The following is an 18,823-nucleotide window of genomic DNA, read 5'->3' on the forward strand; positions in this document are numbered from 1 at the left end:
TCTCTATACCTGCATTATTGGGAAGTTTTAACGTCCGGTCAAGGTTTTGACCATTATAAAATCGGTTTGCTCCTCATCTCCCATATAGAAGGAGTGCGATCCTGTTTGAACAAATCCCATTTTCTTATAAAAAGCGATCGCATTTTCGTTTTTTTCCCATACGCCTAGCCATATCTTCTTCTTTTCCTGTTCCGCCGCAATTTGTATGGCCTTGTTCAGCAGATTTTTGCCGAGCCCATGTTTTTGAAACTCGCTTTTTATATAAATTCTCTCGATTTCGAGTGACTCTTCCCCCATATCTTCCGTTTGAGCCTCATGCGTGTTGACCTTTAAATATCCAGCCACTTCCTCACCAACATAAGCAAAAAGGAATTGCGAAAAAGGATGGGCTAACTCACTTTCCAGTTTCCTCAAGTTAAAAGCTTTCTCCAGATAGGCATGCATGTTTTCGGGCGAATTCTGTTCCTTAAACGTCTCATTAAATGTGACGTAACTAATTTCTTGAAGTTTATTTACATCGTCAAGGGTGCACTTTTTTATAGTTATAGCCATTTGATTATGTCGCTCCTTCATCAATATGCTCTCTTATTTCCCTTTTTTACGTATTCCCAGTCCTTCTCGACATTTCTCCTTACTCTCTGGAGAAGATGGACCAGGGTCTCTATTTCTCCCTCGGAAAAACCCTCCAAGGCGACACTATTGGAATACTCGTTCTCTCTTTTTATATTTGGATAAACATTTGCCCCTCTCTCTGTTGGAAAGAGCCTGTTTATTTTCTTGTTTTGTTGATCGTCTTTTTTTTCGATGAATCCACTCATTTCAAGTTTCTTTATAGCACGAGCCGCCGTGGTTCGATCCACTTTGATCATCTCGGCCAGCTTTTCCTGAATGATTCCCGGGTTTTCGCAGATTCGCACAAGGTACAGATACTGCCCTTTGGTGAGGTCGAATTCCTTGAACTCTATATTGCTTATTGAATCCAATGCCCTTGCGATCATACCAATTTCACGAAGAATGTCCTTCATCATTATCTCCTTGGCTAGTTTTTGTTGCATTTACAACAAAATAGGATGTAAAAATTCTATCTTATTTTTGTTGTAGTTGCAACAAAAAACTCTAAAACCGGATAATAAAACCCCTTCAGCCTATAGTTGAAGGGGTTTCGGTACTATCGATCTTCTTTTATAGCCAATAAAACGCCAATAAAAATCAATGTGGAGCCGAACCAAAACGTTACACCAATGTTCTCTCCTAGAACAAGCCATCCGAGCAAGGTTCCAACCACGGGCTGAAAGAAGAAAAATAGCCCTCCGCTTGAGGCGTTAAGCAATTGCAGACCCCGATTCCAAAGTAAAAATCCACCTGCAGTTGAAGCAATGCCCAAATACAAGAATCCACCCCAAATCGTCGGGTGAGCCAGCTGAGAGGCGTCAATTTCGTGCAATCGCGGCAAAACAAAAGGGGTCAGTACAATAAGGGCCACCAAGATGGAATAAGTGGTTACCGTAATTTGTGAATACTGATTAGGCACAAGCTTTACAAGTACAGACATTAGTGCCCATGTTAGCGCAGCTATCAGGAGCCATATACCTCCAAGTTTCATGGACAAGTTCATTCCACCGACCCCAACAATGAAAAGAACCCCGATTGTTGCTAAACCAATAGAGAGCCCCTTTTTTAAAGTCAACCGCTCTTTCAGGAGGAGACGAGCAAAAATCACCATAAACGCCGGTGTTGAGGAAGTTATAATGGCTCCCATTTGTGCCGAGGAATGCATTGTCCCCATTTCCTGAGTAACAATCGAAATGGTATTGCCAATGACTCCAATAGCTATAATGATTAAAAAATCACGTTTGTGAATCCGCCAGTTCTGTCGTGTTATCAACCCGACCGTGATCAGTGCCGCCATAGCCACTAAATACCGTATCCACACCAACTCCAATGGAGGCACTACCGAAACGACAACTTTAACAACAACGTACATACCGCCCCAAATACTGGCGGCCAAAGCTAGATATATAGATCCTAACAAGGTATTTTTCATTTTTGTTCCCTCCGCTTTATTTTAGGTCACCGAAGCCCCTAACGGAGGAGATGTGGTAGTCACCTTTACTCCACTAAGGGCGCAAAAGTGCAACCGGTACATCGTTTTCAAATAATGGAGCCAAGTACACTATAATTCACCTCTATCTCAATCAATCTACATGTTGTTATATTAGCATACATTGATGATCTACCGGACACTTCCAATAAAAAATCACGTCCTCCAAAGGAGAACGTGATTTCTGTGAAGCGGTTTGACTCTAGTTATTTACGCTTTCGGGCGACTACCGCCAACCGCCCGTTGTCGGTCGAGTACTCGCAGGTAGACAGTACAATAAGCTTGTCGCCGTATTGGGCCGTTACGCCCGTGTCGTAAAGTGCGAGTTTTTTGATGTTCTGAACATAATCATCAAACTCAGCGGGCGTACGTACCTTATCAATCTGGTAGTACTTAAAAACGTCGTCCGATTTGCGATAAACTTTTGACAGGATCACGGCAATAATCTCATACTCTTCCTTTTCATATAGCGTGCTGAACTGGAACGTGGCGTGCTCTTTGTAAAAGCTTTCGTTCTTATACTTCGACAAATCTTTGAACATCCAGCCGCTTTTCATGTGGTGTCCGTGAATCAGCAAAATGTCCGAGCCGTTAATCCGGCTGTGCGCATCCAAAAAGGGAAGACCGCTCTTGGTTTTCTTTTGATCAAAATCGCGATTGAGATAGTATTCCGGATCCTGCGGATTCTGCATAATCGGGTAATTAATGCGGGTATTGTCCACACTTAACCACCCGACAATGTCCGAATTTCTTTCGTAAAGCTCCCGAAACTCGGGAAGCATGACCGGCTCACGCGACTTCGCGGCTAAAGGGAGCACCTTTGCTTGACCCGTGTCCGACCCTTCCGCCCATGCCTCGGTCAGGCTTTTGATTTTCTGTTGTTCGATATAGTCCCCCACGAGCATCCTCGCAAGATTAGTCAGGGAAAATACCAACAGAAGGACGGAAACGGCGATAAGAATTTTTTTGATTTTACTCATGTTCTTACCGCCTTTCCGATGATTACAGGATGTGTTTTTTCTTCTTTCTGTCGAGCAGACAAATTCCGATAGTAATCAGGGACAACAGCGCCAAAATCAGATAGGAGATTGGCGAAGGTCTGTGATCCCCCGTTTCCGGGACATCGTCCAGCTCGTCGTCGACAATGCCAGGTCCGTCAACGACATTGTCGGCTTCGTTGCCGGCGTTTCCGATGCCGTTGTCGACGTTGTTGCCGGCTCCGGTATCCACGCTGCCGGTTCCATTGTCGACGTTGCCGGTTCCGTTATCCACGTTGCCAGCGCCGTTGTCGACATTCCCGGCTCCGTTATCCACATTGCCGGTTCCCTTGTCAACGTTGCCGGTTACGCTGTCGACGACGGTACCGTTTATGCTATCGATGCTGCCAGGTTCCGGCTTGACAGGATTAGGAACGGGGGTCACCGGAACCGGATAAGAATATCCGGAGTCTGATCCGCCGCCTGTTCCTCCGCCGCCGCTATTGCCGCCGGTACTTACCGGGCTCAATTCTACATTGTAGCGTACGATGTCGCTTCCAACCCTGATCAGGTCGCTTGTATGCGTCACATATCCGGTTTTTGTAACCACCAGATAGTAATCCGTATTCGGGAACACCATGTACGCATATGCACCGGTTGCGTCGCTGTACTGACTTGGACTGGCGTTATCGTTCGGTGCAAAGCCCGGAATGCTCCGCAGCGTCACTTTCGTGCCTGGCACAATACCTTTGGCTTTGTTCTCCGGTGTGTCGGCATAGTACAGGGTCACTTCGGCACCTTCAATCACGGCGCCGGTGTTTTTATCCGTAATGATGCCGTATGGATCAACGAGCTCCTGGGAAATATTCAATTCCCCGCTGGCCTTCACACTCAGAATCGCATCCCGAACAATCGTCAGTTCTTGACCCGGCTCAAATTCGTAACGCACTTCCATCTTATAGTTCTCCGCGGTTAAACCGTCCGCCGAGAATGCGCCGTTCGGCTGCAAATGAAATGCTTTAGGAGCGCCATCTTGGTCCTTAACATATTGATCGTTCGCATCGCGCAAATAGATGCGCATCTTGCCGGCGAGCTCGCCGGTCACCAGTGAAGACTGCCCTTCAGGCAGCTTCAGGAGTACGACACCTACGGCCGTAATGTCTGCCGGAACCAGTTCTCCGCCTCTCACATCACCCTCGACTTGCGCTTTTTGCGTGAAAGTGATCGGCTGTTCGACGCCGCCCACTTCGATCAATTTGGTGTAACTGATCGTATAGTCGCCGCCATACAACACAGGATAGAAGTACGCACCATCGGCGTCGGTTTTGATCTCATGCTCTTTGCCATTCGTTTTATCGGTAATAACAATAGTCGCATTCGGAATCACTTCGCCCGTTTCGTTATCGCGCAGCACCCCGATGATCGCTGCCGGTACGGTAGTTACCTTCGCGATGTTGCTCGTCAATTTCCCTTCCGTCAGGCTGTCCACCTTAGCCACGATAAAGTGATCCTCAGGCGTTGTAGTTTTCAGCTCCGGCGGTGTATAAGAGATAACCGCTTTCCCTTGCTCATCGGTCGTCGCCTTCACTTCCGATTGATCCGGCAGCAGGAAGATGACTTCCTCGTTCGCCACCGGCTTGCCGTCATAATCGGTCAACGTTGCCGTCAACTGCGAAGGTGTCTTACCGTTGCCGGGAACGACTTCGGGATCCGCCGTCAGCGTTAGCTTGCCGGGGAGATACCTTGCATTGACGTACCGGGCTTCGGCAATCCGCTTCGCTATAATCTCACCGGTATACTTCCGATTCGCCGGGTCGGCGCTATAATCCTCGCCCGAATAATCGGTCTGCGTGACGATATATCGGTCACCGCTCGGAATGCCCTCAATAGCGACGGTTTCCCCATGCTTAAGGGTGATCTTACCGCCGGACTTGATCGTTCCCGTCGTGCCGTCCGACTTGGTGTAGGCGTACGCCTTACCCGCAGCGGCGTCCGGGAATTGGACCGTAAACTCGAACTCTTTATTCTTGTCCGCCCCACTGCCTTCGACCGTTTCACCGATCAGCAGACCGCCGTACACCATCCGCGTGTTAACGATCCCCGCTTCATGGTCGCCTCCATCGGTAATGGTGCCGGTCGTTTTCCGGTCTGGCCAGGTTGTCGTGTATCCTTCGGCCGTATAATCAGCCTCGGTGACGGTGTAGATTGTACCCTTGGGAATTCCATCAATGACGGCGGTTTCCCCATGCTTGAGGGCGATCTTGCCGCCGGACTGAACGGTTCCCGTCGCACCGTCCGATGTCGTATACGTATACGTTTTGCCCGCTCCCGGGCCCTCAAACGTAACGGTAAAATCGAACGCCTTGTTCTTGTCCGCGCCGTTGCCTTCGACCGTCTTCCCGATCGTCAGCTTGCCGGGGAGGTACTTGGCGTTAACATACTTCGCTTCGGCCGTTTGTTCCTTCACGATGCTGCCGGTGCGCGTCAGATTCTCCGGATCGGTCGTATAGCCATCGTTTGCGTAACTCTTCTGAACGATGGTGTAGGTGATGCCGTCCGGGATATCCTTGATCGTAATCGACTGGCCGCCTTTGAGCTTAACGGTTCCGCCGTCGGCTATGGTGCCGCTTGCGGAGCCATTATAGGCATAAGACTTATGGTTGCTGAAAGAAATCGTATATTCAAATTCCTTGTTCGGGTCAGCCCCTAGTCTTTCGATCGCCGTGCTCAACTTCAAATCGCCGGGCACCCACACCGGGGTTGGCACAACGAGCGGCTTTTCTTTAGTTACCTCCACTCCGTCCACCCAGATCGGATTCCAAGGAGTCGAAGCTACACGTACCTGATAAACCGTCGTGGTCGGCAGATAGGTGGTCTCGTCAATAAAGGTTTGCTTGAGCACATAGAGTCCCGCTTTGGGAAACAGGCTAAGCTTGCCGTCCGAACCGGTGGTTCCGCCGGTGACCTCTGTCACACCGTCAGGCTCATACAACTTGAAGATTACGCCGCCCAGCGGCTTGCCATTGGGGTCAACCTTAAGCAGATCCAGTTTACCCTGAGTTTCCGCGCTGCCGCCTACGTCACTGTTATCGACAGCGTGTTCACTTTTGGCGCTGATACCGTCCAGGGTGTCATCGCCCATCAGCTTGATCTCGTTGCCCGCCTTACCACCGCTAGGTACTTCGGTGACCTCGGTCTGATAAACGAATTGGTAGAGCTGGTTCGGATTCGCCATGCGGAAAATCAACCGGGTCGCTCCACCTTCCGTGACGGTTTCCACCTTGACTTCACTGTTCGGATCGTACAGGTTCAGCGCTTCGCCGTCCCTGACAAGAGCTCCGCTTGGAGTCAGCTTGGCGTGGTACACCGCCATGTCAGGGCGCCGCAACGAGAGGTCCCCCTTCTCGTCCTTGCGCAGAGCCAGCCCCTCGCCAAGAGTATCCTGCAGATAGACGCCGTTCTTCACCTCGAAAGGAGGTGTGTAGTTCACCGTCCACTCCAGTACGCCAGGGTTCGGCTTAGTCACCGATTTGCCCAGCGTCTGCATCGGAACGATGACCTTGCGGCTGGCTTTGACCGCGGTAGGCTCATCCCCCCATGTGATTTGCATCTCGGCGGTGTTCGTCGCTTCAATTTTTGCGTTGCCTGATTCAAAGTATTGACGGAGGGCCGCCTCGCTCGGTCTTGCCTTGACCAGAACGACGTAAGGACTTTCCAGCTTGGTAAAGGAAAAGGTACCTACGTTCCCTGCAGCGGAGAAGCTCACGAGACCACTTGGGTCGGAAATCAGCGTCGTTGCGCTAACCGTCGCTCCATAGTCTGCCCGGGCTCCCTTGTAAATCGCAAAATCCTGTCCCTCCGAATAGGGTACAAACTCCCAGCCCTCGGGCAGGGTATCTACAAGTTTGATGTCGCTGGCAACGTGATTTCCGCCATCCTTGGCCATCTCTTCGGTCCTCATGCCGTTCATATTGATCGAAAACCGGAAGGTCACCGTCTTGCTCACCCGATCAAAGGCTGCCAGTGTATAAGTTTGGTTAGCGTCGTCCCGGATGTAGCTTCTGACATCGTTAGGGATAACGCCTGTCCCATCCGGTTTGGACGCAAAGAGCATCTCTTTGGCCAGCACGCCGCTGTTGAATCGTTGAGAAATCCGATTGGAATCAATTGTCCGAGTTGTGCCTTCAAACAAGACCGCCCGGTTATACTGATCCGTGGACTTATTGCCCGCGAAATGCTCCCACTGTGTCAGCAGGGAGTTATATGTGAAGGAAGCGGGCTTATCGGTATTGTATCCGGTGACCTGAAGCAAGTCGGCGACAGGCTTCCCATCCTGTGAAAGCGTGTATACTTGATGCGTTAAGCCGTCACTCGACTGAAAGGAACCGGACTGGAACCGCTGGTAGTAATTCTCCCTGCTGTTCCCCTTCAACTGATTCAAAATTGCGGAGTCAAGCACCGGATTGGCGGTAATCTTGGTGAAGTCGATGGAGCTTGCATCCCCATACACAAGTAGATCGTACACCGCACCGTCCGGAAGAGCTTCCTGAGGTGTTAGGGTGATTTTCCACGGCAATGTGCCCAAAGCAAGGGTATCACCGGTACCTACACTCTTTGTCAGGGTATGGGCGCCAATGGTGACAACGGCGGTGTCCCACACGGTAGCTTGGTCATTGTCCTGCACGGTATTGACATCCAGCTTCCACTGGGCGGTGGCCTTGTTATTGAAGCTGGGCTGACTGCCCGTAACTTCGGATACAATGACCAGACGGATCGGGCCGTTTACCTCACCGAAGGAGTACACATTGTTGGCATCAGGGGTGATCGGCGTTGTTGTGTCCGACCACTTCTGACCGTCCCATGTTTGCCAAGCGGCCGATAATCGGGTAAGTCCGGCCGGCAAGGGATCGGTGATCGTAAAGTTCTTAAGCCCTTGCTTGCTGTAGTTCTTGTTAACGTCAATCGTCCACGTAATGGTACGCGGGTCTGAAGAACTCGTCCGCTTGTTCAGCGTACCGCTCTTCTGAATCCAGTCGGGCCTGAAAGTCACGCGCCAAGAATTCGAGGAAAGCAGCTTGCTGTCCGTCTTGTCTCTCAACTCCGTGATGTTTGTGACAGTCTGGTACCCACTAGCCGTATTATACTCAGTATAATATTTCGCCTTAGGAATCCACGTCCTGAAAGTGACGGTCGCCTTGTCACCGAATCCCTCCGGGAAGGTATAGACCAGCGCGTTCGCGGTGCCGCTTTCCGGTGTCACTGTGTTGCCGTTAACCTTCAGGGAGCCCTCCACCAAGGTGCCCACCTGAGTCGGATCGAGCGCGTTGTAGAACTTTAGCCCGTCCAACGGCTGCGGAATGGTGGGATCGAACTCATCCGTAGCGGCAATGTCCACTTGCCACTCGATGGTTCCATCCACGAAGTCTGCCGGATAAATCCAGTTGTTTTCAGTAGCATTGCTGTTCGATTTCAGTTTAATGCTGTACGCAGGCGTAACTTGAGGGTTTTCAAGCAGGTAGTTCCCGCCGAAGATGTTAATCGGCTTTCGCTCGCCGTATTGTATACCCGACAAGTCTGCCTTAGCGGTGGACTCAAAGCCGAACTGGACGTTCTTGCCCTGGCCATTGAAGAAGCGTTCTTCGCCATCGAACACCACCCTGATCCCCGCTTCGGAGAAATAAGCGGTTCCGATGGTGTAACCCGTTTTTTCCTTGAGCGTCATTGTGGCATCCGGCAGAATGACTTCCGGAAAATAGGTCGCTTTGTCCAGCATGACATAGTCGCCATGCAAAATGACCGTGCTGCCATCCACCGTGTTCGGATTGTCGGCATCCCCTTTCACCGGGATCTTGATATCGCCCGATCTTAAGGTGAAGGGCTTTCTGCCATGAATGACGTCATCCGTATGTAAGACATTTTCGTTCTGCACGACTTCCAACGGAAAAGGCGAATTGGCTCCCATGAGGACCGCCGTTTTGTCCGTCGGGGCTGCCGCCGTCACCATGAAATGGTTCGGCACATCGTACACCGCCTCAGGTGCCGACGGCGCTTCGTCCGCGCTCGGCGAATCGGCTTCCCTAACGGCCTCCGCTCCGGACTCGCTTGGCACACTTTCCGCATAAGCAGTGACAGAGAACGCCACCGTTTGCAAGACAAGCATCATCGCCAGGCAGAAAGAGAGTATTGCTTTACCTATGCTGCGTTCATGTTTCAAGACTGTAATCTCCCCCGTTCCAAAATTGCCTAAACGCGCATAGACCTATGCGTCTGCTTGATCCCAACGACCCTTTACATCACCCAAATATTTCAAATTTTAAATAATTGGCTGAAGGTCATGGGCGTTCAGGCTGTCGATCATGCTAGTAACTTCTCCCCCCCCTTTTTCAACCATATTCGACACTTCCATCCTGCAAATGGCAGAGTACGCCCATTTTAAACAGCGTACTTCCCCATTATATTACGAGAGATCTCTACAAATTCTAGACAAAACTCGACAAAGGGACTTGGAGACGAAAAAACAATAGAGGAATGAAGCGGAAGCCGTAAAGGAGAATAGCCTGATGGTCAGGCTCCTTTTCCAGGAGGAGTAAGGGTTACGTCACCTTCATAAATATACTTCGGATTTTTTAATGAATCTTTTAAGTCCTTTTCGGTACTTCAATATATCCTGCTCATTCGGGGTCTATTTTGGAGTAACCCAAATTAAAAAGATTGCACCCCAACAGGCACAACTCGGTACCACATTGATCCAGTGCCCTATCAGACAACCTCGATAACATAGAATTCCTGCATATGTGCATGTTTTTTTCGGTTTGGAACAATGATTTCAAAATTCCTGCAAATCTGCAGGAATTTTCGACGAAATCGGCTCGTTTCTCTAAAATCGCCGGAAATACCTGCAGATTTGCATCCTTTTTCGAATTCCCTCGGGGACCGGCCTAAAATACCTGCAGATTTGCATCTTTTTGGAGTTGGAAGGGGAGGAAAGCGCCCTAGGTGCCTTGATCTCCGTGGGTTAAGTCACTAGCGTTGCATTAACATGAGGAGACTAACGACTGCAGCCGCCTCCATTTAGCCGGATGGGTAAATAAGGGCCGTTTGAGGCGCTATTTTGTCGAAATCGTCCTTTCCGAGTGAAATAGAGGTCTTTTGGGGTCTTATTTTTGGGAAGCGGGCCGAAACCTGATTTTGGGACCCGAACCAGAGCAATAAGGCCCCTTTTGGCCGCTATTTTACCCGAAAACGCAAATCGGGCTATAATAACGGCCCAAAACGCCGCTATTATAGCCGGTGGTAAGAGAAATTGCGAATAGGCGGCACCAGGTCAGGTTTCATGCAACGCCAGTGGGGTAAATACGATTTTTCCCCTACTACGATGTCTGAAAGGCGCTAGTCCTGAATTTCCGTATAAATTTGAAAGGTAACTCCGAACTTGTCCGTGACATCTCCAAATCCGGGGCTAAAGGTTTCTTCCTGAAACGGCAAATTCACATGCCCGCCTTGCCGCAAAGCCTCATAGATCTGTCTTGATTTCTCCACGTCGTTCGTTGTGATGCAAATGGTTACTCTTTTTCCGTTGGCAATGGGTGAACCCCCTGGAGCATCGGAAAACATAAGTTCCGTTTCACCCACTTGTACCTTTGCGTGGGCCACCAGTTTTTTTAAATCGTCAGTAAACGTATTCGGCATTTCCGGCATCTCCCCGTAAGTCATCATCGAGAGAACTTTAGCGCCAATGGCCTGCTCATAAAACTGAATAGCTTCCCTCGTGTTTCCCTCCAAAGTAATATAAGGGGTTAGTTTTACCGTCATAAATTGTACCTCCCTGGGTGAAATTTGATTCATTCTTTTAGACGACTTACGTGCCCCCAAATCATCGGTCACTCGCAAAATTCCAAATTCGCCCCCTGCTGTCAGAAAAATGGGCACCCTACCCGAAAAATGGCACCTATCTCTTGGATGATCCGGGTTGATACAATGAAGGTATTCCCCTGTGCAATTATTTCCATGAGTTACATAGGTTGGGGAAATCCTTTACTTGAGGAGGGTATTTATGAGGCGGTCTCACTTTAGGGAAAGGCGGTTTGTTCAAAAAGTATGCAGTTTGATCCTGACGATCGTGATCGCGAGCGGCATCAGCCTGTGGCCGACTTCCGAAGCCCAGGCGGCTGAAGGAACGGGGACATCCATCACCTCGATGGGTTACTTCTCGGCGGCTGACGGGCCTGTCATCACAAAATCAGGGGTCGGTCAGGCCAGTTACGGATTCGTTATGCCCATATTCAATGGGGGTTCCGCCACCTGGAACGAGGTTGTCCAAGACTTGGGCGTGAAGGTGAAAGTCAACGGCAGTTGGGTCGATATCGACAGTGTCGGCAGCTTTGTCTATAACCAGAACTGGGGCCACTGGAGCGACAGCGGCTTTAACGGCTACTGGTTCACCCTTTCCGCCACGACAGAGATTCAGTTGTACTCCAAAGCGAATGGGGTTACGCTCGACTACAAACTGGTATTCCAAAATATCAACAAAACGACGATTACGGCGATGACGCCGACGCAAGGGCCGGAAATCACGGCGGGAACGACGGGCGGAGCCGGCTTCACTTATCCGGTCTTCAACCATGATCCGGGTATTCCTTATGCGGCTGTGGCCGATGATTTGAGGTTGTATGTTAAACCCGTAAACAGCAGCGCATGGATCGATATTGACAACAACGCGGCCAGCGGCTGGATCTACGATCAAAACTTCGGCCAGTTCACCGACGGAGGCGGCGGCTACTGGTTTAACGTCAAGGAGTCGATTAACGTCAAGTTGGCATCGAAAACCTCTTCGGCTAACGTCATTTATACCATCACTTTTAATGAACCGGTAAGAAATTCATATATCCTTACTCCCTTTGATGGAACGACTTTCACCGCAAATGAAAGCGGTGCCATCGGTCTGCCTCTGCCCAAGATTGATGGAAGCGCCCCGGTCGCCGATGAACTTGGGAACTTCGTATACCAGATTCGTATCAACGGACAATGGGTCGACTTGGGGAATTCCGGTCAGAGCGGATTCGTATATTCCGCGAACGGTTACAATAATCTGTCCAGCGCCAATCAGTGGGGGTATTGGGCCGATCATATCTACGGGCTGTGGTTCCAGCCCATCCAGGAAGATATGCAGCTCCGGATCGGGTATCCCGTAAATGGGCAGGCGGGCGGAAATGTCGGCGACAATTTCGTCTACTACACCTTTGTCGGAAATCCCGACGCTCCCCGTCCCGATGAAAACGATCATGGCGATATTCCGCTCGGAACCCCGAACGATCCGGCGATCGAGGGCATGACGCTGGTTTGGCAGGATGAGTTTGACGGAACCCGGCTGGATGCGGGGAAATGGAATTATGAACTGGGCTATTACCTCAATGACGATCCCGGTACTTGGGGTTGGGGCAATGCGGAACTGCAGCACTACACCAATAGCCCGCAAAATGTATTTGTGCAGGACGGGAAGTTGAATATCCGGGCTTTGAACGAGCCCAAATCCTTCCCGCAGGATCCAAACCGGTATGCCCAATACTCTTCCGGTAAGATTAACACCAAGGATCATTTTTCGCTCAAATACGGCAGGGTGGATTTTCGCGCGAAACTGCCGGTGGGGAACGGCATCTGGCCGGCCTTCTGGATGCTTCCGCAGGACCAGGCCTACGGGACATGGGCGGCATCCGGGGAAATCGATGTGATGGAAGCGAGAGGGCGTTTGCCCGGCACGTCTTCGGGCGCCATTCATTTCGGCGGACAATGGCCGGCCAATACCTATCTTTCCGGCGAATATCACTTCCCGGCAGGGCAAACCATCGCGAGTGACTATCACGTCTATTCCGTCGTCTGGGAAGAGGACAACATCAAGTGGTACGTGGACGGCAAGTTCTTTTTTAAAGCCACCCGGGATCAATGGTACTCCTCCGCTGCGCCGAACAACCCGAACGCCCCGTTCGACCAGCCTTTCTATCTCATTATGAATCTGGCGATCGGCGGAAACTTTGACGGCGGTGTGACTCCGGGTCCCGGCGACATCCCTGCGACGCTGCAAGTGGATTATGTACGCGTGTACAAAGACGGCGGCGGCCAAAATCCCGGAGAGCCCGGCCCGGGTTCCCCCTCCACGATCGTCATCGGCGATGAAGTGAAAGGCCTGAAGAAAACCGGCGATAACTTGCTGTTCTATGTAAACGGCGCAACCTTCGCCGATTTGCACTACAAGGTCAATAACGGCACACAGCTCAACGTAGCCATGACCCCTACGGGGAACGGCAACTATACCTATGCGGTCAACAACCTGCGGCACGGGGATACCGTCGAGTATTTCTTCACCTACAACCCGGGCCAAGGAGCACTGGATACCCCTTGGCAGACTTATATTCACGGGGTCACGCCAGGCAGGCCGGAATAACCCGAGCAACCGCGTTTCACCTCAAACAGGGCTCCCTCAGGCGAGGGAGCCCTGTTTTTGATATAACATACCCGTTTTAAGCCTGCGCCCCCGCCCCGTTTTCCGCGACGGAAACCGGTTTTACGAGCGCCTTCTTCTCCCAGGCCCGGCTTTTCCAGCGAAGCAGCATCATGACCCCGCGGAGCCATTCGTCCACCGTAAAAGCGATCCATACGCCAAGCAGTCCCAATCCGGAATGAACGCCCAGCACATAAGCCAGCGGCACCGAGACCCCCCACATCGAGAGCACGCCCATCAAGACGGGAAAACGCGCATCTCCGGCGGCGCGCAGCGAGTTGATGATCACCATATTGAAGGTCCGGCCGGGTTCGAGTACGATGGATAGCAGAAAAATCCCCGCTCCCGCGGCAATGATTTTGGGGTCCTCCGTGAACATGCCGATCAGCTCGTGCCGGAATATCGCCGCTACCCCGACGACAGCCAACGTTAACAGGAAGCTGATCCTCACGCTGGTTATAAGCCGCCGATAGGCCGCCTTCATTTCCCCCGCGCCGACCATCTGTCCGACGATGATCTCGGTCCCCGATCCGATCGCCAACGCAAGCGCCATGAAATAATTCGATATGTTCATGACATAAACATGCGTATTTAACGCGGTGATGCCGATCATGTTGACAAAACTGATCACCATGAGGTATTGCGACTGCCAGGCCAGATGCTCGCCCGCCGCCGGCAGCCCCACGCTCATAATCTGTTTCACGTAGGGACCGTTCCAGGTGACGTAATCCTTCCTTCGGATCGGTGCGGGAATGCGGCGATACAACAGGATAAAAAGAACGATGATGCCGAGGAAGCGGCTAACGACCGTGGAGACGGCCGCCCCCGTAACACCCCACTCCGGAAAGCCCATGTTGCCGAAAATGAGCAAATAGTTTCCGGTCACATGGATCAAATTGACGCCCAAAGTTACGTACATCACGCTTTTGGTGTTCCCGCTCGCACGAATCACCGACGAGACCGCGTAAGACAGCGCCTCGATCCAGATAAATCCGCCGATGATCTCCAAATAGTGGCTTGCGATGCCGATTTGTTCGGGATCCAGGTTCAACAGCCGCAGGAGGGATTCCCCAAAACCGACGAGAACCAGGCTGACGAGAATACCGAAAATCAGGTTCAAGGTAATCGCCAGGGCCGAGATCCGGCTCGCCTCTTTCTCCCGCCCCGCGCCGATATACTGGGATACCGCCACGCTGGTGCCGATGCCGACAAAGCCGAACATCAGAATGCAGAAGTAAATGATTTCGTTGGCTAAGCCTACGGCCCCTGTCGCCTTGTCGGAGATGCGGCTTAACATAAACACATCGACGGTACCGAGCAGCATCCGCAGCACGGAGTCGACGAAAATGGGCCAAGTCACAGCAAAAAGACTAAGTTTTTTCCACGAGGGAATACGTTCGGATAAGGTCACGTTAATACAAGCTCCTACCATGTGTTTTTTCTCTTTCGACCTTCCTAGTGTAGCGCCGGCAAGCCAATACGTCTATGGGGGAAATTTCGTTTATAAGGGTTGAACTAAAGAATTGGCGTTGGGCAAGGCTGTGATAGGTTCGGATATACGCTGCCAACATCCACGATTGTAGAAATAAAGTCCCGTCGTCGGAGTCTGCATCATTAACGGGAAAATTTCCCGTTAATTTACCGCTCTTGGCCCCTCGATCGGATTTAGCTGGAAAAGTTCCATCTATTTCGTGGCCCTATTGCCGAAATGCACGATTTCAGGCAAATTAACGGGAGGAATTCCAGCTAATTCGCCTCTGAAGCCGCATACGTACCCAATTAACGGGAGGAATTCCCTTTAATTCGAACCAAACCCTTAGTTGCAGGTCAAGATTGTGAAAAGAACCTTTTACACCGCTGTCTAATATGCAAATCAATAGTTCAACCTACATAGCACAAAAAAAAGCGCCCGCCGGGACGCCAAGGGTTATGCCTAAGAACTAAGACTGTTCCGTGTACTTTTTGAAATTGTCCAAAATCGCCTGCCAGCCCGCCTGCTGGAATTCCACCGGATGCGTGCTTTCCGGGTCAAACGTTTCGACGACCTTCGTTTCGCCGCCTTGGCCGCTAAAGGAGATTTCGACCCTTCTTCCATCTCCCATCGTATAGGAGATCCATTCATGCGTCCTCACTTCGTCATAGACCCCGCCAAAATCAAAACCCATGCTGCCGTCCTTCGCTTCCATTCGGGTCGTAAATTTGCCGCCGGGCCGCAAATCATTCTCCGCTCTTGGCGCATGCCAATCCTCGGAGGCTTGATTCCACTTCGTAATGTGCTGCGGCTCCGTCCAACAGCTCCATACTTTTTCCACAGGGGCTTGAATTACGGCCTGAACGGTTACTTTCGTCGGATTACTTGTTCCCATTTTAAAGGACACCTCACTCGGTTTCGTCGGATTTTTGTTTCTCAAGCGTATAGACGTAAACCACCTTCGAAATTCATCGGTGAATTTGCTCCGGCAGCCCAAACCGTAAAAATAATTTCGTGTTAATGAAATTTTGGACGTGGAGGATTTGATGATCCTTGACCTCGAGCACATGAATTCCCCAAGGGATGAAGACCGCCGCGTTCTCCGGATTCGGCATATATTGCGCAAAGGCGGGATATCCGCCATTTACCGTAATCGGCACAAAGCGGGAGCCCTCACAATGCGGCCGGGTCAACGAAAAAAACTCAAACAGATCGTTTCTGCCGCGCACCCACATGGCAAAAGGCGGCATCGACATACAGCCTTCCTCATGAAATAACGCGACCAGCGCATCGATATCAAATTGTTCAAAGGCCTCCACATACCGTGACAGCAGCTCGCGATCAGGCTCGGTATCCATCCGGCTGAGCTCGTCGGAGCGCAGCCGGGTCCGGTTCAAGGTTTCCCTGGCTCTCTGTAAAGCGCTGTTCACGGCGGCCGGCGACATCCCCAAAGTTTCGGCAATCTGTTTGGAGGACCAGTCGAAAACATCCTTTAGAATAAGAACGGCGCGCTGACGAGGGGGTAAGGTTTGCAAAAGCGCGATGAAGGCGAGCTGCAAGGTATCTTTGCGAATGAGCGCCTCTTCGGGATTCTCTCCAAAGTCGGGAGCAACCCAGATCCAGGATGACTCGGGCAACGTTTCGCGGGGCTCGACAATCGCAGCCGCCGGGTTGGAGAGGTCAACGGGCAGAGTACGGCGTTTGGCTTGTCTCAGTTTGTCCAGACACAGGTTGGAGGCGATGCGATAAACCCATGTTTTGTACGATGATTCCTGCCTGAAGGAGTTCCGGCTTTGCCAAGCCCGGATATAGGTTTCCTGAACCGCATCGTCCGCGTCATCGATAGATCCCAACATTCGGTAGCAAAACGAGGTTAGCCCCGGCTTTAAATTCTCTAGTAACTGCAGGTCCACAGCCGTCTCGCTCATAGTAGCCTCCTTTTGACAGGGAAAATTAGTTTGTGCGTTTTGTCATAGTTTACCACAGGAGCGAGCGGTGATCACCCTTATCATGGCGATGGCTTAAAAGGCTTACAATGATTAGGCCAAACGGGGCCAGCCGGCCGTTCCCGCTACTTGCTGAACTTCATGAATATTTTTTGCATCAGCCCCGGAGGGGAAATCCTGCTGTTCTGAAACGCCGCGATGACCCAATGGCCGTTTCGTTTCACAACGACGTTGGTATTAATGGAATCTCTTTTGACGGGGGCTTGTTTCTGCCATCTTAATTTGACAACGCCTAGTCCATGAAAGACCGCCGTCTCCGGAGAAAGAAAACGAATTTGCTTGATCTCCCCTTCCAGCGTCGATCCTTTCAAAACACTGTTCCATAAGGCTTTATGGCTATCGGATATCGCCTTTCTTCCCTGCAAATGTTCTCCCTGAAACGTCACGTAGTCGGCATCCTCCGTAAAACAAGAACCATACGCCGCCTCATCCCCCTGATCCCAAGCCGTTTTCAATTTCCGAAAAAGGGATTCAATCTCTTTCCTATCCTGCGCTTCTTGCATATCCATGTCGATCCGCTCCTTTAATTGTGGTATACTTGGTTCCTGAAAAGTTTGATTCATACACTTTCTTAGTAAGGTAATTATCTTTTCATTTTAATTATCTTAATCAATTAAGATATATTGATCTTAACTTGGAGGTATGTAAATGTCAAGGGACTCTTTTCCTTTCACCGAGCTTTCTTCTTTACAGCAAGATGTACTGGATGAATTACGGCAAAACAGCGCGCGCGCCGTCATGTTCCATCAGTTGATTTCCGAAAAGCTGGGGTTGAACGCCACCGATCACAAATGTCTGGATTACATCAATCGCGCAGGCCCCGTAACCGCCGGACAACTGGCCCAGCTGACCGGTCTTACCACAGGGGCGGTTACAAGTGTCATCGACCGGCTGGAACAAGCGGGATATGTGGTTAGAGATAAAGATCCGCATGATCGAAGACGCGTGGTCGTCAAGCCCGCTCCGGAAGGATCGGCCCAGATTTCGCCAATGTTTGAATCTGTTATGCAATCGACGCTTCAAATCATCTCGCAGTATTCGACAGAGGATTTGCAGCTGATTCTTGCGTTTATCAAGCAGTGCAATGAGATGACATTAACGGAGATGAACAAGCTGAAGGATAAACATGAAGGGGAATCCTAAAGACCTCAAGCAAAACGGGCTAACCATCGCGGTTAGCCCGTTTTGCTTATTTCAAATGATTGTACCGCAGGTTTACGATTATTCGTTATCCTGCGCGGCCGGACCGGCCGGAGCCATCAAGCCTTGAACAGCGCCGAGAAACGGGCGGATGGACTTAATCATGCCGTAGCCCATTTTCACGACCGGAACAAATCTCCGGATCATGCCGAACAGCCGCATCCCGCCGCCGAGCATACCGCCAAGCCCCCCTGTGCCCGCAGCAGCAGCGGTGCCGCCGGACCCGCCAAAACCGCCGAACAGCGAGCCCAAGATCGGCAGGAACGCCGACACTTGGGCGTCCGGCTTGCGGGATCGCGAGCGGCCAGACGGTTTGCGCGCGCTGCTTCTCCGCTTTCCGGAACGGACGCCCCCCGGGGAGCGTGCACCCGCTCTGTTTTTCAGAGAGCGGGTGCTTTGCTTCCCGGACGAAGGGCGAGGGAGGGCTCCGGCGCCGGCGAGTACCACCCCGCTGGAATTGACGTCCGTGATGTAGCCGACGTAAGTCTCTCCGTTGTTCAGGGTGACACATACAGGATGGCCCTGCAGCTTCTTCGCTCGCGCACGCATCTCTTTCGATTGTGCCATGAAGTT

At 51.2% G+C, this 18,823-nt stretch carries 13 protein-coding genes; 2 read left to right on the forward strand and 11 right to left on the reverse strand.

Annotation, left to right across the window (positions count from 1 at the left end; genetic code table 11):
• Positions 1–27 precede the first annotated feature (27 nt).
• The 6 genes from paiA to FRY98_RS16440 all read right to left on the reverse strand — a co-directional run bounded on the left by paiA (position 28) and on the right by FRY98_RS16440 (position 10,890).
• The gene (gene paiA, locus FRY98_RS16415; protein ID WP_148454558.1) at positions 28–552 is read right to left on the reverse strand and encodes a spermidine/spermine N(1)-acetyltransferase; all 525 of its coding nucleotides are present in this window, start codon (positions 550–552) and stop codon (positions 28–30) included.
• Positions 553–572: 20 nt separating this feature from the next.
• Complete coding sequence (locus tag FRY98_RS16420) at positions 573–1,025, reverse strand: MarR family winged helix-turn-helix transcriptional regulator (RefSeq protein WP_148454560.1); 453 nt, start codon at positions 1,023–1,025, stop codon at positions 573–575.
• 143 nt (positions 1,026–1,168) lie between these two features.
• Positions 1,169–2,044, reverse strand: a complete 876-nt coding sequence (locus tag FRY98_RS16425; protein WP_148453868.1) for a DMT family transporter — start codon at positions 2,042–2,044, stop codon at positions 1,169–1,171.
• Between the two features lie 263 nt (positions 2,045–2,307).
• The gene (gene srtB, locus FRY98_RS16430; RefSeq protein WP_148453870.1) at positions 2,308–3,081 is read right to left on the reverse strand and encodes a class B sortase; all 774 of its coding nucleotides are present in this window, start codon (positions 3,079–3,081) and stop codon (positions 2,308–2,310) included.
• Positions 3,082–3,103: 22 nt separating this feature from the next.
• Positions 3,104–9,292, reverse strand: a complete 6,189-nt coding sequence (locus FRY98_RS16435) for a DUF7601 domain-containing protein (RefSeq protein ID WP_148453872.1) — start codon at positions 9,290–9,292, stop codon at positions 3,104–3,106.
• Between the two features lie 1,175 nt (positions 9,293–10,467).
• The gene (locus FRY98_RS16440; protein WP_148453874.1) at positions 10,468–10,890 is read right to left on the reverse strand and encodes a VOC family protein; all 423 of its coding nucleotides are present in this window, start codon (positions 10,888–10,890) and stop codon (positions 10,468–10,470) included.
• Between the two features lie 241 nt (positions 10,891–11,131).
• Here FRY98_RS16440 and FRY98_RS16445 point away from each other — a divergent pair, with 241 nt between their 5' ends.
• Positions 11,132–13,516 (forward strand): glycoside hydrolase family 16 protein, encoded by a 2,385-nt coding sequence (locus FRY98_RS16445; RefSeq protein WP_148453876.1) that lies wholly within the window; start codon positions 11,132–11,134, stop codon positions 13,514–13,516.
• Positions 13,517–13,592: 76 nt separating this feature from the next.
• Here FRY98_RS16445 and FRY98_RS16450 read toward each other — a convergent pair whose 3' ends face one another.
• The 4 genes from FRY98_RS16450 to FRY98_RS16465 form a co-directional block, all read right to left on the reverse strand.
• A complete protein-coding gene (locus tag FRY98_RS16450; protein WP_148453878.1) occupies positions 13,593–14,984 on the reverse strand; it encodes an MATE family efflux transporter in 1,392 nt (463 codons plus the stop codon).
• A 529-nt stretch (positions 14,985–15,513) separates the two neighbouring features.
• Entirely contained in the window at positions 15,514–15,939 is a 426-nt protein-coding gene (locus FRY98_RS16455) for an SRPBCC family protein (RefSeq protein ID WP_148453880.1), read from the reverse strand.
• 73 nt (positions 15,940–16,012) lie between these two features.
• Entirely contained in the window at positions 16,013–16,972 is a 960-nt protein-coding gene (locus FRY98_RS16460) for a sigma-70 family RNA polymerase sigma factor (protein WP_148453882.1), read from the reverse strand.
• Positions 16,973–17,115: 143 nt separating this feature from the next.
• The gene (locus FRY98_RS16465) at positions 17,116–17,559 is read right to left on the reverse strand and encodes an SgcJ/EcaC family oxidoreductase (protein ID WP_148453884.1); all 444 of its coding nucleotides are present in this window, start codon (positions 17,557–17,559) and stop codon (positions 17,116–17,118) included.
• A gap of 139 nt (positions 17,560–17,698) precedes the next feature.
• Here FRY98_RS16465 and FRY98_RS16470 point away from each other — a divergent pair, with 139 nt between their 5' ends.
• Positions 17,699–18,193, forward strand: coding sequence for a MarR family winged helix-turn-helix transcriptional regulator (locus tag FRY98_RS16470; protein WP_148453886.1), 495 nt, complete (start codon positions 17,699–17,701; stop codon positions 18,191–18,193).
• A gap of 78 nt (positions 18,194–18,271) precedes the next feature.
• Here FRY98_RS16470 and FRY98_RS16475 read toward each other — a convergent pair whose 3' ends face one another.
• Complete coding sequence (locus FRY98_RS16475; protein WP_148453888.1) at positions 18,272–18,817, reverse strand: hypothetical protein; 546 nt, start codon at positions 18,815–18,817, stop codon at positions 18,272–18,274.
• Between the last annotated feature and the right edge of the window lie 6 nt (positions 18,818–18,823).

The sequence above is a fragment of the Paenibacillus faecis genome (assembly GCF_008084145.1).
In the GTDB taxonomy this organism is placed as follows: Bacteria; Bacillota; Bacilli; order Paenibacillales; family Paenibacillaceae; genus Fontibacillus; species Fontibacillus faecis.